Origin of the sequence: Desulfovibrio legallii (assembly GCF_004309735.1) — a bacterium.
GTDB classification, from domain to species: Bacteria; Desulfobacterota; Desulfovibrionia; order Desulfovibrionales; family Desulfovibrionaceae; genus Desulfovibrio; species Desulfovibrio legallii.
Map to the genome: position 1 here is coordinate 44065 of NZ_SIXC01000014.1, position 20708 is coordinate 64772.

13 protein-coding genes are annotated in these 20708 nt (G+C 61.5%); 6 read left to right on the forward strand and 7 right to left on the reverse strand.

The annotated features are described in order from the left end of the window. Window positions 1–11 precede the first annotated feature (11 nt). Entirely contained in the window at window positions 12–2426 is a 2415-nt protein-coding gene (locus tag EB812_RS10410; RefSeq protein WP_130958260.1) for a ribonuclease R family protein, read from the forward strand. After that, entirely contained in the window at window positions 2423–4036 is a 1614-nt protein-coding gene (murJ, locus tag EB812_RS10415) for a murein biosynthesis integral membrane protein MurJ (protein ID WP_118229686.1), read from the forward strand. The genes EB812_RS10410 and murJ overlap by 4 nt, the downstream gene beginning before the upstream one ends. Before the next feature lie 317 nt (window positions 4037–4353). On the opposite strand, the gene EB812_RS10420 is transcribed toward murJ, so the two are convergent. The 5 genes from EB812_RS10420 to yajC form a co-directional block, all read right to left on the reverse strand. Then, on the reverse strand, window positions 4354–6546 hold the full coding sequence (locus tag EB812_RS10420; RefSeq protein ID WP_242621274.1) for a methyl-accepting chemotaxis protein: 2193 nt from the start codon (window positions 6544–6546) through the stop codon (window positions 4354–4356). Window positions 6547–6591: 45 nt separating this feature from the next. Continuing rightward, on the reverse strand, window positions 6592–7497 hold the full coding sequence (locus EB812_RS10425; RefSeq protein WP_130958262.1) for a LysR substrate-binding domain-containing protein: 906 nt from the start codon (window positions 7495–7497) through the stop codon (window positions 6592–6594). 815 nt (window positions 7498–8312) lie between these two features. Continuing rightward, the gene (gene secF / locus EB812_RS10430; RefSeq protein ID WP_130958263.1) at window positions 8313–9416 is read right to left on the reverse strand and encodes a protein translocase subunit SecF; all 1104 of its coding nucleotides are present in this window, start codon (window positions 9414–9416) and stop codon (window positions 8313–8315) included. An 18-nt stretch (window positions 9417–9434) separates the two neighbouring features. After that, window positions 9435–11018 (reverse strand): protein translocase subunit SecD, encoded by a 1584-nt coding sequence (gene secD, locus EB812_RS10435; protein ID WP_118229751.1) that lies wholly within the window; start codon window positions 11016–11018, stop codon window positions 9435–9437. Between the two features lie 211 nt (window positions 11019–11229). Next, window positions 11230–11589 carry a preprotein translocase subunit YajC gene (yajC, locus tag EB812_RS10440; RefSeq protein ID WP_242621275.1) on the reverse strand — a complete coding sequence of 120 codons (360 nt, stop codon included), beginning with the start codon at window positions 11587–11589 and terminating at the stop codon, window positions 11230–11232. 210 nt (window positions 11590–11799) lie between these two features. On the opposite strand from yajC, the gene EB812_RS10445 reads away from it, so the two are divergent. Then, entirely contained in the window at window positions 11800–13119 is a 1320-nt protein-coding gene (locus tag EB812_RS10445; protein WP_118229691.1) for an amidohydrolase family protein, read from the forward strand. A gap of 169 nt (window positions 13120–13288) precedes the next feature. Here EB812_RS10445 and EB812_RS10450 read toward each other — a convergent pair whose 3' ends face one another. Next, entirely contained in the window at window positions 13289–13627 is a 339-nt protein-coding gene (locus EB812_RS10450) for an Hpt domain-containing protein (protein WP_118229692.1), read from the reverse strand. Window positions 13628–14162: 535 nt separating this feature from the next. Here EB812_RS10450 and EB812_RS10455 point away from each other — a divergent pair. Continuing rightward, on the forward strand, window positions 14163–15920 hold the full coding sequence (locus EB812_RS10455; RefSeq protein ID WP_130958264.1) for a methyl-accepting chemotaxis protein: 1758 nt from the start codon (window positions 14163–14165) through the stop codon (window positions 15918–15920). Window positions 15921–16252: 332 nt separating this feature from the next. Then, window positions 16253–18052, forward strand: a complete 1800-nt coding sequence (locus tag EB812_RS10460; protein ID WP_130958265.1) for a methyl-accepting chemotaxis protein — start codon at window positions 16253–16255, stop codon at window positions 18050–18052. Window positions 18053–18283: 231 nt separating this feature from the next. Here EB812_RS10460 and EB812_RS10465 read toward each other — a convergent pair whose 3' ends face one another. After that, window positions 18284–19618 carry a DUF4910 domain-containing protein gene (locus tag EB812_RS10465; protein WP_130958266.1) on the reverse strand — a complete coding sequence of 445 codons (1335 nt, stop codon included), beginning with the start codon at window positions 19616–19618 and terminating at the stop codon, window positions 18284–18286. A 308-nt stretch (window positions 19619–19926) separates the two neighbouring features. Between EB812_RS10465 and EB812_RS10470 the strand changes: the two genes are divergently transcribed. After that, window positions 19927–20708, forward strand: a 782-nt coding sequence (locus EB812_RS10470; protein ID WP_130958267.1) for a flagellin N-terminal helical domain-containing protein, incomplete at its 3' end; no start/stop codon positions are given.

A 20708-nucleotide genomic window follows, 5' to 3' on the forward strand; every position in this document is an offset into this window, starting at 1 on the left:
ACGGATAGTACATGAAAAAAAACCCCTCCAACCGCGGTCTTCCGGCAGCCCTGCCCCACGCCGCACAACTGGAGCAGACCTTTGCTGCCCAGGCCCGGCCCATGCGCCTGGACGATTTGCTGCGCGTGCTGCGCCTGCCCCGTCGCTCCAAAAAAAATCTGCTTGACCTGCTGGAAAACCTGGCCGACCAGGGCCGGCTGATCCGCCTGCCCGGCGGCCTCTGGGCGCAGCCCCAAAGCCTGCGCACCGTGATTGGCCGCTTCAGCGCCCTGCGTAACGGCGGCGGCCTGGTCAGCCCGCAGCGCGACCCTGCCAACGGCCGTGTGCCGTCTGAAATTTACATCCCCCCCGAAGCCACAGCCGGGGCCTGGCATCAGGATACGGTGCGCGCGGCGCTCACCCCCGGCAACGCGCGCGGGGGCACGGGGCGCGTGCTGGAAGTGCTGGAACGCGGCCTGAAGGAAGTGCCCGCCCACGTGCGCTGGCGCACGGGCAGCCGTCTGCTCTGCAGTCCGGCCGACGCCCGCCTGCCTGTAGAATTCAGCGTGGAGCTGCCGCCGGACGCCGCCCCCCCTGCCACGGGCGCCCTGGTTCTGCTGGCCCCGCTGGAGCCGCTCGCCGCCGACCTCTGGGCCGCGCGACTTTTGGGCGATTATGGACAGGAAGACACCGTGGACGTGCAGGAGGCCTTGGTCAAGATCAACCATCAGGCCCCGCGGGACTTTCCGCCCGCCGCCCTGGACGAGGCCGCCGCCCTGCCGAGTGGCCCCACAGCGCAGGATCTGGAAGGGCGTGAAGACCTGCGCGGCCTGCCCATGGTCACCATTGACGGCGCGGACGCCCGCGACTTTGACGACGCCGTGCAGGTGTCTCCCCGCCCCGGCGGCGGCTGGCTGCTGCGCGTGGCCATTGCCGACGTGAGCCATTATGTGCGCCCGCGCGGACGGGGCGCGGTCGGCGCTCTGGACGCCGAGGCCCTGGCGCGGGGCAATTCATGGTACTTTCCCCGGTCGGTGGAACCCATGCTGCCCCCGGCCCTCTGCGACGGCCTGTGCAGCCTGCGCCCCGGCGAGGACCGTTTGGCCGTGCTGGCCGAAATTCCCTTTACCGCTGCCGGCGCACCGGGTCAGGCCCGCTTTGCCCTGGCGGTCATGCGTTCCGCGGCGCGGCTGACCTACGATCAGGTCAAGGCCTGCCTGCTGGACAAGGACGTGGACGCCCGCGCAGCCCTGGCGGCCCAGCCGCGCGGGCAGGAAGTGCTGGACATGCTGGAAACAGCCTTTCAGCTTTTTGCCGTGCTGCGCGCTGCGCGTGAGGCCAGGGGCAGCCTGGATTTCGATCTGCCCGAAGCCGACAGCCGACAGGACGCGGCGGGCCGGGTGGTCTGGCTGGGGCACCGGCAACGCCACAACGCCCACCGGCTGATCGAAGAATTCATGATTGCCGCCAATGAGGCCGTGGCCCGGCATCTGCGCGACGCGGGCCTGCCCTTTCTCTACCGCGTGCACCCGCAGCCCGACCCGGAGCGCCTGGAAAGCCTGTTTGACACGCTCACAGCCGCGGGCCTGCCCCTGCCGCCGCAGCCTGCGGCAACCGCGCTGCAGGGCATTTTACGGGCCGCCCACGGCACGGAGCAGGAATTTCTGGTCAACCGTCTCTGCCTGCGGGCCATGCCCCAGGCCCGCTACCAGCCCATCAATGAAGGGCACTTCGGCCTGGCCTCGGCGGCCTACTGCCACTTTACCTCGCCCATCCGCCGCTATGCCGACCTGCTGGTGCACCGGGCGCTCAAATACGCCCTGGGACACGACGTGGGCCGCCTGCCCGCCGGGCAAAAACTGCTGCGCATAGGCGACCAGCTCAACCGCAGCGAACGTGCGGCCCTGGCCTGCGAGCGTGAAATGGAACGCCGCCTGGGCTGTCTGGCCCTGCTGCCCCGCGTGGGCGAACATTTCAGCGGCGTGGTGGCCGGCCTCAATGAACACGCCCTGTTTGTGGAACTGGGGCAGATGCCTGTGGAAGGCATGATTCGGGTAGAGGACCTGGGCGGCGACTGGTACCAGTTTGACGCCCGCCGCATGGCCCTGGTGGGCGAACACAGCGGCGCGCTCTGGCGCATGGGGCAGCAGGTGGACGTGGCGCTGACCGAAGTCAACCTGGGCCGCCTGGAAATCCGCCTTTTGCCCCTGGCCCTGCCCAAAGGCGTCACCATGCGGCGCGGACGCAGCCGCCCCCAAGGACGGGACGCACGCCGCGGCCCTGCGGGCCGAACGGTGCGGACAGGCAAACCCCGTTCAGACAAACCCCGCAATGGCAAGACCCCTGCGGACAAAACCGCGCGCCGCAAGACCGCTTCGGATACGTCCGCGCGCAACGCCCGTACCCCCACCCCGACCCGCCGCTCACGCACAAGGAAGTCTTCATGAGCCGTCTGGGCGCGCAGCAACGCATGGGCGCGGCGGCCATTCTTCTGGCCGTGGCCAGCATTCTTTCCCGGCTTATGGGCCTGGTGCGGGACAAGGTCATCTCCTGGCAGTTCGGCGCAGGCGGCGAATCGGACATGTACTTCGCCGCCTTTGTGGTGCCGGACATCATCAACTACCTGCTGGCCGGCGGGTTCATGTCCATCACCATCATCCCCCTGTTCACACGCCGTCTGAGCGAAGACGAAGAGGACGCTTGGCGCTTTTTCTCCTGTGTCTTCTGCTGGATGACTGCCGCCGCCGTGGCGCTGACCCTGGCGGGCATGACCGCCGCCCGCCCCCTGGCGCGTCTGGTGGCCCCGGGCTTTGACCCGGAGCAGGTGGAGCGCCTGGCCTTTTTTATGCGCATTGTCTTGCCTGCCCAGATCTTTTTCCTCTGTGGGGCCTGCTTCACGGCCCTGCTCTTTGTACGGCGGCAGTTCCGCGTGCCGGCCCTGGCCCCGCTCATCTACAACCTCTGCATTATCAGCGGCGGGTTGCTGGCGCCGCAACTGGCCCGGCTGGATCTGCTGCGCGCCCTGTTTTCGCCCGCCGCGCTGGCCCAGCTGGGCGGCATGACGGGTTTTTGCGCCGGAGCTACCCTGGGCGCCTTTATCGGCGCATTTCTGCTGCCCCTGCGCGTCGCCAGGGAAGACGGCCTGCACCTGCATATGCGCTGGCGACATCCGCTTCTGGGGCGCTTTCTGCTCACGGCCCTGCCCCTCATGCTGGGCCAGACCGTCATCATGCTGGACGAGCAGTTCCTGCGCGTGTTCGGCAGCCTGGCCGGCGACGGCGTGGTAAGCCTGCTGAGCTACGCCCGACGCATTTCCCAGGTGCCCGTAGGGCTCATGGGACAGACGGCGGCCGTGGCCTCGTATCCCTTTTTGGTCAACCTCCTGGCCGCCGGCGATGTGGCCGGCTTTGACAACACGCTGCGCAAGGCCCTGCGCGCCGGTCTGATGCTGATCATCCCCTGCGCCCTGTGCATCGCGGCCCTGGCCTGGCCCGTCCTGACCGTGATTTTTCAGGGCGGACGCTTCGGCCCGGAAGAAACCCTGGCCGCCCTGCCCCTGACCAGGCTCATGCTCACGGCCACGCCCTTCTGGCTCATCTATGCCATTCTGGTACGCGGCTACTACGCCCAGGGCGACACCCTCACCCCCGCCGTCAGCGGCACGGCCATGACCCTGCTCTGCCTGCCCCTCTATCGTTACTGGGCCGTACCCCACGGCGGCCTGGGCATAGCCGCGCTTTCCTGCATCAGCGTCAGCCTCTATGTGCTGCTGCTCATGGGCATCTGGACGCGCCGTAAAGGACGCAACGCCTTCAGCGGGCTTCTGGGCCTGACCCTGCGCATGCTGGCCTGCTCCCTGCCTGCCGCCGGGGCCGCATGGTTCTGCGCCGACGCCGTGCAAAACCGCGTGCCCCTCCATCCTTTCCTGGCCGCCTGCGCGGCTTTGGCCGCCGGGGGCCTGGCCTTTGCCCTGGTCTTCCTGCCCCTGGCCTGGCGCGCCGCGCCCGGCGCCGTGGAAAATATCCGCGCCCGCCTGCGCCGCCGCAGCCAGGGCTGACGCCACGGCTTTTACAAAAAAACTTCCTTACACGTCCCCTGCGTCACGGCAGAAACCCACAGCCAGGGCATTGTAACGTTGCAATGCCCTGGCTGTTGCGTCAGCAGACGCCCGTCGTGGAAGCGGAAGCGTAGCTGCAACTATTTTAACATGTGGTATAAAATATACAAATTGATGTAGCACGCATAAAAGTCACGGGGGATCACGCCAACGTGCGGAAGCGGGTTACGGCAGTAACCGCAACCCGCTTCCCTATGCTGTACATTATGTACTTCTGCCAGACGCTGTTGTGCCATCGGCAAAAGTGATTTGGGCGATCAGCCCTGTTTTTTCATATCGGCAATCAGGCTTTGCAGTACATGCGATTGCTCCGCCAGATCAACCACGGCACGATTTGCCTGCACCATGGCCTGGGCGGTCTGCATCGAGATGGTGGACACCTGTTCCACGGAATGGTTAATCTCGTCGCTGGCGGCGGATTGCTCTTCGCTGGCCGTGGCTATGGACTGCACCTGGTCGTTGACCTCGGCCACCAGAGCCAGTATCTGCTGCAAAGATTCTCCGGATTTGAGGGAGAGGGACGTGGCGCTTTCAATAGCTGCGGCGGCCTGTTCCACATTGGTGATGTTTTTGCGCGTGCCTTCCTGCACACCGTGGATGGCTTCGCCCACTTCCTGCGTGGCGGCCATAGTTTTTTCCGCCAGTTTGCGCACTTCGTCGGCCACGACGGCAAAACCGCGTCCGGCTTCGCCGGCGCGGGCCGCCTCAATGGCCGCGTTGAGGGCCAGTAGATTGGTCTGATCCGCGATATCGGCGATAACGTTCATGACCTTGCCGATGGCTTCCGCTTGATTGCCCAACTGGGCCATATCGTCTTTAACAGCCAAGGCCTGCTCACGCACCGTTTTAATGCCGCTGACGGCCTTATTGACTATGTCCGCGCCCTCCTGAGCCTTTTCTTTGGTTTCATGGGAAGCATTGGCGGCCTGCAGCGCATTGCTCGCCACCTCGCGCACTGTGGCATTCATTTCTTCCATAGCCGTGGCCGTTTCCCGCACGCGACCGGACTGCTCTTCAGCTCCCCTGCTGGACTGCTCAATCTGGGCGGAAAGCTCCTCTGAAGCCGACGTAATAATTTCAACAACACCCTCCAGCTGGCGTGCGGCGGCCAACATGCCTTCGGCCTTGGCGTGCTCTGCCCTGGCTTTGGCCTCCTGCGCCTCCCGCATGGCTTGCTGCGCTTCGCCCATAGCCTTCTGGGCTTCTTCGCCCTTGGCTTTAGCCCGACCGATCATCTCTTGCAGTTCTGCTACCATGGTGCGCAACGCATCAGCCAGGATGCCGATCTCGTCCTGCTGACGCACATTAAGCTGCTGGTCAAAATTCCCCTGTGCCACATGCTCTGCAAAGACTGTGGCCCGTACCAGAGGCCGGGTGAGGGTTCCTGCAAAGTACCACAGGACCGCAAGACCCAGAAGTGTAATAACCGCGCCCACGGTTATCTGCCACAGGACATCGGTGCTGGCGCGGGCTTCCAGCTCATTTTGCAGGGCCACGGCATCTGCAAGCACAACCTCGCGCGGCAACTGCACCAATACAGACCAGAACTTGCCGGAGCGCCCCAAAGCTACCGGGGCGCAGCCCAAAATCTGTTTGCCGGAAGAGTCCGCCCGCATGGCTTCTTTGCCCGACTGCACGTCGCGCAGGATGTCTTCACTTTGGGGCAGAGACTCGCTCAGCGGCTTGCCCACCATGCCGGGATTGGCGCTGTCCGCCACCAGCAAGCCCTGATGGCTGATAATCAACAGCCGACCTTTGCCTGAATATATTTTTTGATTAACCTCCTCAGCCATTTTTTGCAGGAAGGTCAGCCGCAGGTCTGTGCCAGACACGCCCAGGAATTTGCCTTTTTCCTTGATGGGCACAGAAATAGTGGTCAGCCATTCTGTCTTGCCCTGAATGGTGTAGGGGATAGGATCAAGGACGCTTTCCTTACCCGTCTCCCTGGGGGTCAGGTACCAACCACCCTTACGCACGCCATTGGGATGCGTGCCCTGACTTTCGTAATCCACCAGAGCCTGACGGTTGATTTTGCCTGCGGCATCGCGATTCCAGTAAGTGATGAAACGCCCGCTGGCGTCGTGCGCCGTGGTGTTGGCATAGGCCATGTCGTTGCCGTCCAGGGCATTGGGTTCCCAAGCCGAATAAGAACCGAGATAGGCCGGGTTATTTTCCAGGTTGGCGCGCAGGATGGTGGTCACCAGTTCGCGAAGGTGCTCTTTTTGCGGTTGGGCGTGCAATACTTCAAAAATCTTTCCGGTAGTGCGGGCCGTGTCCAGGTTGTCCTGCAGGGCTTTTTCTACCGTTGCAGCGCAGGATGACAAAAGATAGGTAAGCGCTGTTTTGCTTTTTGTTTCCAGGATGTGAGAAACTTTTTCCGTGACAATATGCTGTGTTGTACCTGTTGAATATACACTAAAGACAACAAGCACCGTTGCGATTATCGCCATGCACAACCCTGAAACCAGGATAATTTTTTGTTTTATTGAACGCATTTATCCCTCGCATTGTTTACAAATTTCATTTGAATAGCAGAGCTTAATTTTTTCTGCCAATTCAATAACTGAGGCATTTTTTTCATTCCGCCTATATACACAGGCCGACTCTACACAGTAGTTTCCGCCATTGATCGGAAGATAGACGTAGCCAGGAATAGCAGCATTGGCGATGTTGCGCGGCAGCAGCCCCACACAGACGCCGGTGGCGATAGTGGCCAGTGCCGACATGAAGCCATTGGCGCAAAATGTGATGTCTGGGCTGAATCCCGATACGGCGCAAGCATCACAAAGGAGCTTATTCATATTTTCGTGCACGTCTCTTTTGAGAACAACAAACTTTTCATCTTTCAACTCACGCAAATAAATTGATTTTTTTCCAGAAAGCCGGTGTGATGCCGGTACTACGGCAAAAATCTCATTATTAAAAAATGGTAAACATTCGAGATCTGGAAACGAAAAATCATCAGCATATCGTATTATAGCAAGATCAAGCAGCTTATCCTTTACAGCAGCTATTTGTTTCATGGAGTTGAACTCAAAAAAGCGTAAATTTTTTACATTGTATCCAACATATTTTAGCTTTTCTATAATTTCAAATATATATATGCTTGAACAAAAACCAACATTTATGATGCTGTTGCTACGCTCAATTTTGCATATTTCAAATTTTGCCTCATTCATTATTGACAGTACTCTGTTAGCATACATGAAAAATTTTTCACCAGAAGAAGTCAATGTCATGCCGGATGACGTTCTATAGAAAAGTGGAATGCTTATTTCATCCTCTAATTCATGTATTACGCGACTCACTGACGGCTGCGATACATTTAGCTGCAAAGAAGCCCTTGAAACGCTTCTTTCTGCAGCTACAGTTAAAAAATATCTAAGGTGTTTCAGTTCCATGACACGTTCCTGTTACATGCAAAGCGTATCTATGACTCCATGTTATAGATGCGCGTATTCCCCAGCTTCCATACGGAATAATGGCAGATGTTGTTAAAAATATCACATGCGAATTTATTTTTTCACCCACGCCCGCAGGGTGGAGTGCGTGCCCAGAATATTCTCTGGCATTTTGTTATCATGCCTTTTTCAAGCCAGATTTTGTGCTCAGGGAGAAATTAGTTCATTATAACCCGATGTACCCAACAGCGCAATATTCATTACGATTATTCGTTATATGTATGGAGCTTGCAGGATTTTTGGGTCGTGATATCGACGAAACTACGGCATTTTTTACGAATAAACGCTAGAGGCAACATACTGCAACGACGATGCTTCATAATTCAATGCAATAACGCTAAACAACAAAAGGCGCGGGATAACGCATGGGGGCAAACAGATTAGAAACCCGTTTCCGGCGGCATGCTGTAGTATCTTAAAAAATTAAGGATGTTGCATAAAAATATTACAACAACCATTTAGTATACCTAATTTTCTAACCCATGGCATTACTCTGTTGAATTATTCCGTAGTGTTAACAAAGACCATCATTGCAAAAGACGTTATGCCCCTGGCAAGCTCGAAACGGGGAGCGCCAACCTCCGCGACCACGTGGAGAAAAACTGCAAACGCGCCGGAGCGTACCGGTCACGGGCAACAGAAGGCCCCCCGACAAAGCAGGGGGCCACATACAAAAGCGCCGCCCACATCCGGTATCCCGGACATGGGCGGCACCCAGCGTTTTTATTTACGGGTAGCGGAGGAGAGGCTACAGGCTACACCACGCCGTGTTCACCGGGGCGCTCGTATTGTCCCTTTTTCTGGACCAGGTTGACGTAGAAGGCCGTGTCGCCCAAGGCCAGCAGCACGGCGGAGGATACGTAGATGGACGAAGCCGTGCCCACCACCACGCCGATGAGCATAGTCAGGGCAAAGTCGTGGATGACGCCGCCGCCCAGCAGGAACAGGGAAAGCGTGGCCAGAAAGGTGGTGCCGCTGGTGAGGATGGTGCGTGAAAGGGTCTGGTTGACGCTGCGGTTGATCAGAGCCGCCATGTCCATGTGCGGGTCGGCGCGCAGATTCTCTCGCAGGCGGTCGTAGACAATGATGGTATCGTTGAGGGAATAGCCCACCAGGGTCAGCAGGGCGGCCATGACATTAAGGTCGATCTCCACGCCCATAAGGGCCAGCAGCCCCACGGTGATCAACACGTCATGCAGCAGGCCCACCACCGCGCCCAAGGCAAAGTTGAGGCGCAGCGCCAGGCAGACGCCCATGGTGATGCCCAGAGAGAGCAGCACCAGCCAGCCCATGCTCAGGCCCGTAAGCCCCACCACATACATACCGCCCCAAAGGGCGCCGGCCATAGCCGCGCCGGCCATCCAGCGCTGCTCGAAACGGCCGGAAATGTATACGGCAATGAGCAGAATGGAATAGTACAGGGCGCTCAAAGCCTTGTTGGTCAGATCCGCGCCCACCTTGGGGCCCACGATTTCCAGGCGGACGATTTCCGCCGGGTTGCCGGGAAAGGCCGCCGCCAGGGTACCGGTTACCGTGGTGCGCAGCTGCGTGGCGTCGGCGTTTTCGGCTTTGGAGAAGCGCAGCAGATAGTCGCGGCCGCCTTCGCCGTAGCGCTGGGTGGTGATGCCGGGCAAGGCCGGCACGTCCAGACTGGTTTTGAGGGCCTCGTCGCTCACCGGCTGGGCAAACTGCACCTGCACGATGACGCCGCCGGCAAAGTCGATGCCCATTTTGAGACCGTTGCCCCAGATGGCCGCGCCCAGCCCCACCAGAATCAGCAGAACGGAAATGCCATAGGACCAGTAGCGGTAGCCGATAAAGTCAATATTGGTATCGTGCTTGATAAAACTCAAACCCATGACGCTGCCTCCCCGGCGCTAGATGCTGATGCCCTTGGGGCCGCAGTGGCGCGCCCATTCTTCAAAAATGGCCCGCGAAACAAAGATGGCCGTGAACATGGAGGCCATGATGCCCAGCCCCAGCGTGACGGCAAACCCCCGGATGGGGCCTGTGCCAAACTGGTAAAGGATGATGGTCACGATGATGGACGTCAGGTTGGAGTCCGTAATGGAGATGGCCGCGCGGTCAAAACCCGCGCGCACCGCCGCCAGCGGCGTGAGCCCCAGGCGTAGTTCCTCGCGGATGCGCTCGTAGATGAGCACGTTGGCGTCCACTGCCATGCCGATGGTCAGCACAATGCCCGCAATGCCCGGCAGGGTCAGGGTGGCCCCAAAGGCCCCCATGCCCGCCATGACGATGAGCATGGTAAAGCAGAGCATGAGGTCGGCAATGAGGCCGCTCAGGCCGTAATAGACGCCGATGAACAGCACCACGGCGGTCGCGCCCACCATGGCCGCTCGCATGCCGCTGTCAATGGCTTCCTGCCCCAAAGAGGGCCCCACGGTGCGCTCTTCCAGCACAGAGACAGGCGCTGGCAGGGAGCCCGCGCGCAGCACGATGGCCAGATCCTGCGCCTCGGCAGTGGTGAAACTGCCCGATATGCTGGCCCGGCCGCCGCCGATGCGTTCTCGGATGACCGGGGCGGAATAGACCTTGCCGTCCAGCACAATGGCCATGCGCCGCCCCACGCTTTCGCCCGTGACGCGCTCAAAAATGCGGCCGCCGCGGGCGTTGAAGGTCAGCGTCACATAGGACTGGTTCATGTTGTCAAAGGCGGGCCTGGCGTCGGCCACGTCCTCGCCCGTGAGCATGGCGTCCTTTTCCACGGCAATGCGCCCCTCGCGCTGCTGATGCTGCCCAGGGTTTTTCTCCAGCAAGGGCAGCACAATAACGCCGGGGGGCAGCACGGCCTTGCCCGGATCCACATCTTCGCGCACCAGATGGAATTCCAGGTGCGCGGTCTGGCCGATGATCTGCACGGCGCGGCGCGGGTCTGAAATGCCGGGCAGCTGCACCTGAATGCGGTTGCCCTCCTGTTTGCGGATATCCGGCTCGGCCACGCCGAACTGGTCAATGCGGTTGCGGATGGTGCGCAGGGCCTGGTCCAGGGCAAGACCTTCCAGGCGCTTCACTTCCGCGCCCGTAAAATGGGCCACATAGCGCAGCTGCCCGGCGTCGCCCTTTTGGGGTTCGCCCACACTCAACTGGGGAAAATGCTTGGCCAGAAGCTCACGCAGGGCGGGTTCGTTTTCCGCCCTGGGCAAGAGAAATTCCAGCGAAGTGCCGCCCACCACGCGGGGGCGCAGCACCACAATTTTTTCGTCCTGGGCCATGCGGCGCAGATCCTGGCCGGCCAGGGCCAACGAGTTGCTCACGGCCTTGGCCACGTCCACCCCCAGGGTCAGGTGGATGCCGCCCTTGAGGTCAAGCCCGAGGTTGATTTTGCTCTTGGGCAGCACGCCCTGCAGCGCGGGCCCCACCACGGGCACGCTGGGCAGGGTGTAGACCAGGGCAAGGACAAATACCAGAATGGACAGGGACAATCGCCAACGCAGACCCATCATTCACCTTCCGCTCGAGAACGTTGCGCCATGAGTGCAGTGCGCGCTCAAGGACATAAAGACCGTGGCGGCGCTTTTACAGCCAACGGCAAAAGGCCCAGAACCGAGCCTTTGCGGCCCGGCCCACGGGCCCGGCATGCGCGCCGCCGCGCGCGACCACAGGGGCCGCCCCAAGGGGACGGCACGGCCGCGAGGCGCGCCGTACCGCGGTCTACTTCTTTTCTTCTTTGGCTGCGTCCTTGTTGCCGCCCTTACCGGACAGCAGACCGCCGATGGCGCCGCGCGAAACACGCAGCTTGGCCTCGCCGCATTCCAGCAAGACCTGCTCGTCGTCGATCTCAAGGATACGTCCCAACAGACCGCTGGAGGTCATCACATGGTCGCCGCGCTTGAGCTCGGAGAGCATCTGCTTGTGCGCCTTGGCCCGCTTTTGCTGCGGACGGATGAGCAGGAACCAGAAAATGGCGAACATGATAATGAGCGGCAAAAACTGCATCAGCATGTCCGTACCGCTGGCGGGAGCGCCGCCGGCCTGGGGCGTGCCCATGGCATACGCTAGGGATTCAAACAAAACGCACCTCCAAATAGGTGGACGGGCCCATGGCCCGAAGGCTGCCGCACCCGCGAGGGCGGCAAGGCCCGGCGCGGTCTGCGCGTTATACCAGCGCATTTCTATATACGTTGCGGCGCAATCTTGCAAGCCCCGCGCCCCGCCCCTTGTCAGCCTGCCGGGCAGCCGCTAAACTCGCCCCGATCTAAGCCCTTATTTCAAGGAGAACTCATGCAACAGTGCGACATGCTGCTCCACGCGGCGATTATCGTCACCCAGGACAGTGAGCGCCGGGTGCTGGAAAACGCCTCTCTGGCCGTGGACCACGGACAGGTGGCCGCCGTGGGCCCGCGCGCAGATCTGGCCCCGCACTGGCAGCCCCGGCGAGATCTTGACCTGGGCCGGGCAATCCTTTTGCCGGGCCTGGTCAACGCCCACACCCACGCGGCCATGACCCTGCTGCGCGGCCTGGCCGACGATATGCCCCTCATGGACTGGCTCAACCAGCGCATCTTTCCCGTGGAGCAAACCCTTACGGCCGAAATGGTCCACCTGGGCTGCCTTATGGGCTATGCGGAAATGCTGCGCACCGGCACCACGGCCTGCATGGACATGTACCTTTTTGAAGAAAGCGTACTGCGGGCCGCTGCAGAGGCCGGGCTGCGCTGCACGGGCGGCGAAGCCGTGTTTGCTTTTCCCTCCGCAGCCTGCGCGAGCCCCCAGGCCGCACTGGAGGCCACTCGCGCCCTGGCCGCAGCCTGCAAGGACAACGACCGGCTGCGTGTAGCCGTAAACCCGCACAGCGTCTACACCACCACGCCGGAAATCCTGACCGCCTGCCGCGATCTGGCCGCGGAGCTGCACCTGCCCCTGCACATCCACCTGGCGGAAACCCCGACGGAAACCCAAATCTGCGTGGGCACACAGGGCCAGCGGCCTGTGGCCTACTGCGCGAGTCTGGGGCTGCTGGATCTGCCCTGTACGCTGGCCCACGTAGTGGACGTCACCCCCCGCGAACTGGACCTGCTGGCCCGCAAAAATATTGTGGTGGCCCACAACCCTTCCTCCAACATGAAGCTGGCTTCGGGCGCGGCCCCCGTGGCCGCCATGCTGGAACGAAAAATGTCCGTGGGCCTGGGCACGGACGGCGCAGCCAGCAACAACCGCCTGAACATGTTTACCGAAATGGGCCGGGCCGCCCTGCTGCACAAACTCACCGGGCACGACCCCACCCTGCTCCCCGCCGCACAAGTGCTGGACATGGGCACCCTGGGCGGCGCCGCAGCCCTGCACGACCCGCGCCTGGGCGCCCTTGCCCCCGGCATGGCCGCGGACTGCGTGGCCCTGGACCTGGACGCCCCCAACCTGCAACCCCTCTATAACCCCATCTCACAACTGGTCTACGCCGCCACCGGCATGGAAACCCGCCTGACCATGGTGGGCGGTGAGATACTCTATAAAGACGGCCAGTTCACCCGCTTTGACTACCCCGCCCTCCTGGACGCCGTGCGCGACCTGCGCCGGCACATCCTGCACGCCGCCGGTTTGTGAGAGGAGCGCGTTCAAGGGTGGCAGGGAAAGGGCCTGTCACGGGCGGGAAATGCGCCTGGCAGACCTAATAATATGCCAAAGAACAAAAAAACCTCCCTTCAGGCCACACGCGGAGCGTATCCCGATGGGAGGCACGAAATGCGCGGCGGGCAGTGCCGGCCGCAACCGCCTATTGCGTAATAAAAGCGTGCATGGTCACCAGGGTGTCCATGGCCACGACCTCAAAGTGGTTCAAAACACGCTGGGGGTCGGCCCCGGCCTTGATGGTCATTTCCAGTTCCAGAGCTGCCGCGGCCAGGGCCTTGGCCCCCAGATTGGCCGCTGCCCCCTTGGTGCTGTGCACCAGCATGCGGGCCTCTTCGGCCTGGCCGTTTTTCAGGGCCGTCGCCACCCTGGCGGGGGTATCCTTTTCATTTTCAATAAATTTGCCCAGCAGGCGGGTGTACAGATCACGCTGATTAAGCACGCGCGCCACCCCGTCCTTCCAATCCAAAACTTCCTCGCTCATGATTTCCTTCCTGCCTTCCAGGGCAGAATGCCTTTGGGGACGTTCCTTCCCAAAGGCAAGTAAAACGCCCAGCCCAACGTTCTTCCGCGCGGGCGGCCGGCACATGCGTCTTTGCAGCGTCCGCGCCGGCGCAGCCGCCGAAGTCTTTCACAAAACCCAGATCCCACACGCGGCGCACAGGCCGCATGTGGATACTGCCAGCAAGCCCCCCTGCCTGACAAGCCCGAACCCACCGAGCCGGCCTTGGCCGACGTCCACGCCATTTTGACGACATTTCGCGTATATCGACTTTATTTCACACACAAAAAGTAAATAAATAAACAGTTACCCCTAATGATTGCGCTTACAATTCCGAAAAAATGCAAAACGATTGTTCACAGCGGGCCATCCCGGCAACGCGGCGAACATCCCAGCACGCGGGCCACGCTCCGGCTGCGCCTCTGCACAGCGCCGACCCCGTTGTGGCCTCTTTGCGGGAGCATGTCAAAGGAACGGAAAAACGTCTTCGGTATCACTATCTGTGGGGGGATAACACATGCGGCTGGCGACAAAACTTGTACTTGCATTTTCCGGAATTATTGTCCTTCTTTTGCTCATGTCCGGCGTGGCCTTCAAAAGCATTTCCGGCATGAACGTCAATGTAAGCACGGTAGATACGGACATCATGCCCTCAGTGGTGGCCATCCAGGGCATGCAGGTCAACTTCTGGAGCATGCGCACCAACCTTTCGGCAATGCTGTTGGCACGGGACGTGAGCCGCGTGAGCGAGTACGACAAACGCAACAGCGACACCCTGGCCCAGATCAAAAAAAAGGGCGACGCGTTTCTGGACACCTTGGACGCATTCCCTCCGCAGGACGCAGCCAGAGCCAGAGAGATGCTGGACAAAATCAACGCCACCTCCGCCCGGATGGGCACGGTGCGCAAAGAGCTGACCCAACTGGCCCGAGGCGGCGACTTTGACGGAGCCTACAAAATTTTTGCCGAACAGTACCGCCCCCTTTTCAACAACATGATCCCCGTTTATGAGGATATCGTCGCCCAAACCACGGCCAGCTCCAAAAAACTGGTGGAGCAGGCCATCAGCGCGGGCAACAGCGCCAAGGTCACCTCCGTGGTGCTTTCGCTGGCGGCCATTGCCATCAGCATTGTGGTCACCTGGTTGCTGACCAAGAGCGTGGCCGCCCAGCTGGGCAAAGACCCCGGCGAGTTGCAGCAGATTGCCCAGCGCGTGGCGGACGGCGACTACAACGTGGACGACGGCAGCGCCAAACGCGGCGTGTACGCCGCCATTGTGGAAATGGTCCACGCGCTCAAGGAACATATAGAACAGGCCCGCCTGGAATCGGAAAAAGCCCGCGAACAGTCTGAAAAAGCCACCGAGGCCATGCGCCAGGCCGAGGCCGCCGGGGCCGAGGCCCGGGCCAAGACCGAGGCCATGCTCCACGCCGCCTCGCAGCTGGAGCAGGTTTCACAGGTGGTGAGCTCCGCCTCCACCCAGCTCTCCGCCCAGATCGAGCAATCCGACCGCGGCGCGCACGAAACCTCCCAGCGCCTGGGCGAGGCCGCCACGGCCATGAACGAAATGAACGCCACCGTACAGGAAGTGGCCAAAAATGCCGGCGCTGCCTCCAGCGCCTCGGCCGAAACCAAGGCCAAAGCCGAGGCCGGCGCGTCCATTGTCCAAAATTCGCTGCAGAGCATCAACGCCGTGCACCAGGTTTCGCTGGAGCTCAAAGACGATATGACGGAACTTAACGAACACGCCCAGGCCATCAGTCGGATCATGGGCGTCATCTCGGACATTGCGGACCAGACCAACCTGCTGGCCCTCAATGCCGCCATTGAAGCCGCCCGCGCCGGAGAGGCCGGCCGCGGCTTTGCCGTGGTGGCCGACGAAGTGCGCAAACTGGCCGAAAAGACCATGGCTTCCACCAATGACGTGGGCAATGCCATCAAATCCATTCAGGAAAGTACGGCCAAAAGCCTGGACAGCATGGATAAAGCCGTGGAGCAGGTCAACAGCGCCACGGACTACGCCAACCAGTCCGGCGCGGCCCTGCAGGAAATCGTCAGTACGGTGGAATCCACGGCAGACCAGGTCAACGCCATCGCCACGGCCAGCGAAGAGCAGTCCGCCGCCAGCGAAGAAATCAACCATACTCTTACCCAGGTCAACGACATGTCGCAGCAGACGGCAGAGGCCATGAGCGAAGCGGCCAAAGCCGTAAGCGACCTGGCCGCCCAGGCCCAGCGCCTGACGGAACTTATCGCCGGCATGCGTCAGGGGTAAGCAAGCTCTTGCTATCAGAAAAGAAATCTTATACCTGAAGGGGGCGCGGGGGCATCCCCCGCGCCCCACACCAGCCAGCAACGCCGCGCTCGCGGCGTTTTTGTCACCGGCTTTGCGCCGGGCCATGCACCGCCCTTTCGGGCGGGGTGCCGCAGTCCCGCGGGCATGGCATTTCCCTGGGATTCTTGTCGCTTTTGCGCCTTGCCGCGCCCCCGCCGGCCTGTTGACGTCATCCCCCTAAAACGGACGCGCCGCAGGCCGGACGATGCGACCAKACATCCCCCATATTGCGTTGCGGGGACGCCCCCTCCCGCACGCCGAGGACTGCCGCCATGTTGCGAAACTACACCATCTCTTGTCGTATCATCTGTCTTGTGGGCATGACCTTACTGTTCCTGCTCGTCATGGCCGGGCTTTCCTATCGCATGACGCAAACGGTCATCGACGAAGGCACGGGCCTGGGCCGGGAGCAGCTGCTGCACGCCCAGCGCGCCCGCATCAAGGACGTGACCCATTCTTCGGCCCAGGGCCTGGCCGCCCTGACGCAGGGCCTGCCGGAAGCAGCCCAACTTCGCATTATCACGGACTTTGTAGAAAAATCCCGTTTTGAGGACGACGGTTCAGGCTACTTCTACGTCTACAAGGGCACGGTCAACGCGGCCCACCCCACCCAGAAGCAGCTTATCGGCAAGGATCTGGGCCAGACCAAAGACAAAAACGGCGTCTACTATGTGCGGGAACTGAGCAAAGCCGCTGCCAAGGGCGGCGACTATGTGGACTTTGTCTTCCCCAAACCCGGCGAAGGCGACGTCTTTAAACTGGGCTACGCCGAAGCCGTCCCCGGCACGCCCTACTGGCTCGGCACCGGCGTGTACATCGACAATGTGGACAAAGAGGCGACCCGGTTGCGGAACACCATGCACAACATTTTCAGCAGCACTGTGCGCGCCTACGGCCTGGGCTTTCTGGCCGTACTGCTGCTGGTGGTGGTTCCCTTTTCTCTGCTGCTGCTGCGCTCCATCACCAGGCCCCTGGCCCAGGTGACGAGCCTTGCCCGCGCCGTGGCCGGCGGCAATCTGGACGTGGACATCCACCCCACGGGCCGGGATGAGGTGGCTGTGCTGGAAGAAGGCCTGCGCGACATGGTCGGTAAGCTCAAGACCCTGATCCGCGAGGCGCAGCAAAAAAGCCAGGAAGCCGACAACGCCGCCCATGCAGCCCAGACGGCCCAGACCGAAGCCGAACAGGCCGGCGCGGAGGCCCGCGCCCGCAGCGCCGCCCTGATGGAGGCCGCTAACCGGCTGGAAGAAGTGGCCCATGTGGTGAGCTCGGCCTCCACCCAGCTCTCGGCCCAGATTGAACAGGCCGACCGGGGCGCGGTGGAGTCGGCCCAGCGCCTGGCAGAAGCCGCCACGGCCATGAACCAGATGAACGCCACCGTGCAGGAAGTGGCCAAAAACGCGGCCGAGGCCTCCGCAGCCTCTGCCGAAACCCGCGAACAGGCCCGCTCCGGCGCGGATATTGTGGAAAAATCCGTGCTCAGCATTGGCCACGTGCACGCGGTTTCACTCAAGCTCAAGGACGACATGGGGCAGCTCAATGCCCACGCCCAGTCTATCAACCAGATCATGAGCGTCATCTCGGACATTGCGGACCAGACCAACCTGCTGGCCCTCAACGCCGCCATTGAAGCCGCCCGCGCCGGAGAGGCCGGCCGCGGCTTTGCCGTGGTGGCCGACGAAGTGCGCAAACTGGCCGAAAAGACCATGGCCTCCACCCACGACGTGGGCAAGGCCATTGCAGCCATTCAGGAAAGCACGGCCAAAAGCGTGGCCGCCATGGAAGAAGCCGTGAGCAATGTGGACCAGGCTACGGAGCTGGCCAACCAGTCCGGCCAGGCCCTGGACGGTATTGTGGAAAAGGTGGAAAGCACTGTGGACCAGGTGAACGCCATTGCCGCGGCCAGTGAAGAACAATCCGCCGCCAGCGAAGAAATCAACCGCTCCATTGAAACCGTCAACGAAATGTCCCGACAAACTGCCGAAGCCATGGATGAGGCCGCCAAGGCCGTAGCCGACCTGGCCGAACAGGCCCAACGCCTGGCCGACCTCATCCACGCGATGAAGCAATAGCGTCCCCGCCGCTCAGGCGCACAAGGCCGCCCCCGACAGCGTTCAACGCCGGGGGCGGCTTTTTATTGTTTGGGGCGGCAACTGCGGTGCGCCCAGCGCTAGAGTATTTAACACTTGAAATGCTCGCTTACGGCAGGCAAAAGCCTGCCTTCTCGCATTTCGTGGCAAGGATTTTCAAGAAAATCCTTGCAGAGCAATTAACTCATTTCATTCGTAAACTGCTCTAAGAGGTCAGGCGGACTGCAGTTCGGGCAGGGACGGCGCGGCAGGGGATCTGGCGGCGCGCGGTCGACCGGGGCAGACGGTGAGCAGGCCGTTTTCCTTGAGGCGACGCATAACGGCGGCACAGCGAAAAATGTCCTTCCCCACCAACTCGGCCTCTTCCAGAAGGCTCAGGCGGCCATCGGCATAGGCCAGCAAATCCATCATGAGGTTGACCTCCTCCGTACAGGAGGAAGCCGTGCTCAGGGTGGGATACAACCCCCGGCGGCCCAGCTGCGGCTCACAGAGCACCAGATTTTTGTAGACCACGTTTTCTTCCAGGGCTTCCAGAATCCTGCGCAGCATGGCGAAGCTCTCCTGCAAGCCCTTTTCCGTCACCAGGCTGCAGTCGTCCAGGGAGGTGTGGTACTCCGGATAGGCGTGGTACTTGCTGCGCATGACGCTGCACATGGGCAAATCTATGCCCGGGGCGCAATACTGGCGCTCGTCGCTGCAACGGTCCAGGAACGAATAACGGTTGCAGTCCGGCGCAAAATGCCGGAGCACGTGCAGGGCCGCCCTGTCCGCCAGGGTATCGCCCTTGCGGCTGGGCACAAAAGACCAGGCCCGCTCATCCCCCATGCAGGTGAGGTTAAAGGCCGCCGCCACGTTGCGGCGCAGGGCCTGATAGTGCCGACTCAGATACGTGATGGCGCCGATGGTTTCCGGCGCAAACACAATGCGGTAGGTGTAGCGGCGCGGCGCGGCGGCCAGCCACTGGGCCAAGGCCGTGGCCACCACAGGGCCGGAAAGCTCGTTGTTGGCCATGGAAGGATGGCAGACGTAGGTGGAAAGCAGAATCTCCTTCCGGCTGCGGCCGGGCAGGATCAGGTCCGCATAGGTCAGCGAACCCGGCTTCAGGCTGGAATGGATGACAGCGTGGTATTTGCCGGGGCGCAACCGCAGGCGCTGACTGTGCCGCAGGCAGAAACCCCAGCGGCGCACATAGTAGGAAGTGACGTAGGGGATGGCTTCGGGCTGCTCCGGCAGGGAGTGCAGGTGTTCCTGCAGTTCTTCCAGATCCAGAACCGCGTCCACGGGTTCGGAATAGCCCACCACGTGCAGGTTGCTGTCCGCAAAGTCGGCCACCACCTCGCCGTCGGGCCCCACAAGGCGGGCGTCCGTGATGTTCCATTCGTCGGGCACGGTCCAGTCAAAAACCTTGGTGCCCGATGGCACTTCATGAATGCGGAGCCCAGGGATCTCTTCCTGGATAAGGCGCAGCGTCTCCCGGACGCCGTTGCCGGTAATGCTCCGACAGATGGGGAAAAGCCGCGTAAGAAAATCGTGCAGCGTGGTGCGCATAGGAGGCTGTCCTTTCAGATGCCGTTGGCCGGAAATCGGCCCGCGCCGTGGGAACCGTCGACAAAAAAACAGAAAGTGCGACACTTGTCCAGCGCCTTGTCTGCCCTTGCCGCTGGCGGCTTGGCGGGCGGCAAAAAAATTTTGCTCTGCCTCCCTGTGCGTTCTGCTTCCTGAACCTCCGGAAAATTTTTCCGCCCCCGGCTAAACCCCGGCCGGACCGTGCCGATAAGATTGCAAGAGGCGGTAGCACGCAAGGACGCGTCGGCATTTCGCGCCGCCCGGCACATGCAGCATTCAGGGAGGAATGTATGTATATCAATCACAACCAAATGGCCGCCAACGTGGCCAATACGCTGACGGAACACTACAGCAACCTGCAAACCTCAACCCAGCGCCTGTCCTCGGGCCTGCGCATCAACTCCGCGGCGGACGACGCCGCCGGCCTTGCCATCCGCGAGCTCATGCGCACAGACATCGCCGCCCTGCAGCAGGGCGTGCGCAACGCCAATGACGCCATTTCCCTTATCCAGACCGCTGACGGCGCCCTGGGCGTCATCGACGAAAAGCTGACCCGCATGAAGGAACTGGCGGAACAGGCGGCCACCGGCACCTACGACTCCACCCAGCGGCTCATGATCGACTCGGAGTACCAGGCCATGGCTTCGGAAATTACCCGAATCGCCAACGCCACGGACTTCAACGGCATCAAGCTGCTGGACGGCAGCCTGTCCAGCAGCACGCACGACGGCAGCGGCCTGGAAGCCACGGGCCAGCTGAAGGTCCACTTCGGCACCATGAACGACTCGGACGAGGACTACTACTACATCCAGATCGGCACAAGCACGGCCTCGGCTCTGGGTGTGGGCAACAGCGCCGTAGGCAGCTTGGCCTACACGGTTTCCACCCAGAATGCGGCCCAGAGCGCTCTGGTGGGCATCAACAACGCCGTGGTTTCCAAGGACGCCATCCGGGCGCATTTGGGCGCTTTGCAGAACCGGCTGGAAAACACCATCAGCAACCTGACTACCCAGGCAGAAAACCTGCAGGCGGCGGAATCGCGCATTTCCGATGTGGACGTGGCCACGGAAAT